This is a genomic window from Brevibacterium sp. NPDC049920 (assembly GCF_040656435.1).
GTDB classification, from domain to species: Bacteria; Actinomycetota; Actinomycetes; order Actinomycetales; family Brevibacteriaceae; genus Brevibacterium; species Brevibacterium pityocampae.
The window spans coordinates 1-2,287 of the sequence record NZ_JBFAMF010000028.1; the positions used below are offsets into that span (position 1 = coordinate 1).

Sequence of the window (2,287 nt, forward strand, 5' to 3'; positions counted from 1 at the left end):
TCAGCACTATCCGGGTCTTCTTCTCCGCCGGAATCGAGGGTGGTCTACCCATGTCTGACTCTCCTTCAGGACCTACATAACGGCCCTGCCACTAAGTCTGACGCGCGACAGCGGTCGCACTTCGTTGTAGTGCCCCAGCCACGGCTCGAGCGCGTCGCGGCGTTCTTGCTCGCTGGTGTAGCAGCGGGCGTAGGCCCACCCGTCGGCCATCGTCCGGTGGAAGCGCTCCACCTTCCCATTGGTCTGCGGGCGGTACGGGCGGGTCCGTTTCGGCGTGATCGACAGGCCATGGCAGGTGTCGCGCCACAGGTGCGAGCGGTACGCCCCACCGTTGTCCGACAGCACCCGCTCGATGGTGACGCCATGGCCGGCGAACCACTGCACCGCCCGGCGAAGGACGGCGACGGCAGTGACGGCGGTCTCGTCGTCGTGGACCTCGGTGTATGCGACGCGGGAGTGGTCGTCGATGACGGTGTGGACGAACGCGTACCCGAGTTTCGGGCCGCCGTACTGGTTGCGCGGCTTGCCTGGCGTGGCGGCGCGGTTCTTCTCGCCTTGGCGGCGGCCGACGTACCGCCAACCGCCACCGTCAGGGATGTTCCCGACCTTCTTCACGTCCACGTGAACCAGCGACCCGGGGTGAGGGTGCTCGTACCGGCGGATGGGCTCACCGGTGGCGCGGTCCACGTAGGACAACCGGTTCAGGCGCGCCGTGGTGAGGATGCGATGCACGGTGGACGGTGCGATGTCGAGTCGGGAAGCGAGCTGAACGGGCCCTTCCCGCAGTCGCATTCGAAGGCTCACGCAGCGCTTCGTCACCGACTTCGGGGTCTTGTTCGGCGAAGTCCTCGGGCGCGACGACCGGTCCTGCATGGACTCGCCGACCAGGTAGCGGTCGACCCATCGCTTCACGGTCGGCCATGACACTTGGAACCGCGCGGCGACTTCACTGATCGGCCAGCCGTCGTCGACGACGAGACGGGCGACCTTGAGTCGGTGTCGGGGCGTGAGAGCGGCGTTGGCGTGATGTCCTCGTGTCATGAAGCCAGAGCCACGAAGAGTGTCGCCGCGATGAAGACGCACTGCATCGCCGTTCGCTGCGGCAGGGGCGTGTTGGGTGAGTGCTCAGACCTACGGGCTTGTGACGCGTAGACATTCGCGGGGAACATCACGAACAGCAGCACGGCCAGACTGAGCGCTGCTGCCACGCGCAGCTGTCCCGCCTCGGGAGGAACGAGAAGGGCGACGGCACCCAGCAGCTCGAGCACGCCGGTGAGTGCGACCAGCGCGGCGGGATGCTTGAGAGCCGGTGGGACGATGGCGATGAGCCCTGCCCGCCGTGCAGGGAAGAAGTGGCTGGCGCCGGTCACGATGAACATGGCAGCCAGCCCCACAGCCGTGGCGGCGGGCCAGGAGGCGACGTAGCCGACGCCCAGCGCCCCCACCGCTCGGGCAAGAGTTGTGAAGACGAGTAGGACGATCAAAGGTGCCATGGGAACTCCCTATCTAGACAATGACTAGATCAGTCTAGTCTTTGATCTGGTCGATGCCTAGATCGAACTCATAGGGTGTGGTCATGAGCGACGGATATCACCACGGCGACCTAAGACGAGCACTCCTCGACGAGTCGGCGCAGATGATCGACGAGGTTGGACCCAGTTCACTGTCGCTGCGCGAGCTTGCCCGTCGGGCCGGGGTCTCGCATGGCGCACCCGCGCATCATTTCGGCGATCGACGAGGGCTGCTCACGGCGCTAGCCGCGCAAGGTCTGCGCCTGCTTGCCGCCGATGTGGCCGCAGCCACGGCTGGTGGCTTCGACGAGGCAGCAGTCGCGTACGTCAGGTTCGCACGTGAGCACCCTGGCCACTACGCCGTGATGCACAGGCCGGAGCTGCTCCACGCCGATGACGGTGAGTTGAGTGCAGCCCGGGCATCCTCGATGGAGGCGCTTATGGCAGGCGTCGAATCAATACCCGCAGAACGCAGGGCACACCTGACAACCTCGGAAGCAGCGCACGTGGCCTGGTCCCTGGTTCACGGGCTTGCATCCCTTGCAGCCGAAGGCGCTACCCCCGATCTTCAAACAGACGATCTCGCCCGCCGCGCCGCTCGGCAACTCTTCGCGTAAGTCTTCGATCAACGTCCCCGGTTAGTACAACTAGGGCGTGTCTGACAATGATGTGGTTCGCTGGCTGAGAGCCTGGGAGCATGTCGAGATTCCAACTGCTCACGGATGCTCAATGGTCGCTGATCGCTGACTTGCTGCCTGCTCCGACCGGCCGCAGGG

General features: G+C 65.4%; 3 protein-coding genes. 1 reads left to right on the plus strand and 2 read right to left on the minus strand.

All coding sequences use genetic code 11. The annotated features are described in order from the left end of the window. Nucleotides 1-72 precede the first annotated feature (72 nt). On the minus strand, nt 73-1,041 hold the full coding sequence (locus AB0I45_RS13830; protein ID WP_360318924.1) for an IS481 family transposase: 969 nt from the start codon (nt 1,039-1,041) through the stop codon (nt 73-75). After that, complete coding sequence (locus AB0I45_RS13835; RefSeq protein ID WP_026077386.1) at nt 1,038-1,493, minus strand: DoxX family protein; 456 nt, start codon at nt 1,491-1,493, stop codon at nt 1,038-1,040. Before AB0I45_RS13835 ends, AB0I45_RS13830 begins: the two co-directional genes overlap by 4 nt. 83 nt (nt 1,494-1,576) lie before the next feature. On the opposite strand from AB0I45_RS13835, the gene AB0I45_RS13840 reads away from it, so the two are divergent. Beyond that, a complete protein-coding gene (locus AB0I45_RS13840) occupies nt 1,577-2,128 on the plus strand; it encodes a TetR/AcrR family transcriptional regulator (RefSeq protein ID WP_012397337.1) in 552 nt (183 codons plus the stop codon). Nucleotides 2,129-2,287: the final 159 nt, after the last annotated feature.

Coding starts and splice junctions, on each gene's coding strand:
- AB0I45_RS13830 (WP_360318924.1), bottom strand. CDS start 1,041: ATGACACGAGGACATCACGCCAACGCCGCTCTCACGCCCCGACACCGA.
- AB0I45_RS13840 (WP_012397337.1), top strand. CDS start 1,577: ATGAGCGACGGATATCACCACGGCGACCTAAGACGAGCACTCCTCGAC.
- AB0I45_RS13835 (WP_026077386.1), bottom strand. CDS start 1,493: ATGGCACCTTTGATCGTCCTACTCGTCTTCACAACTCTTGCCCGAGCG.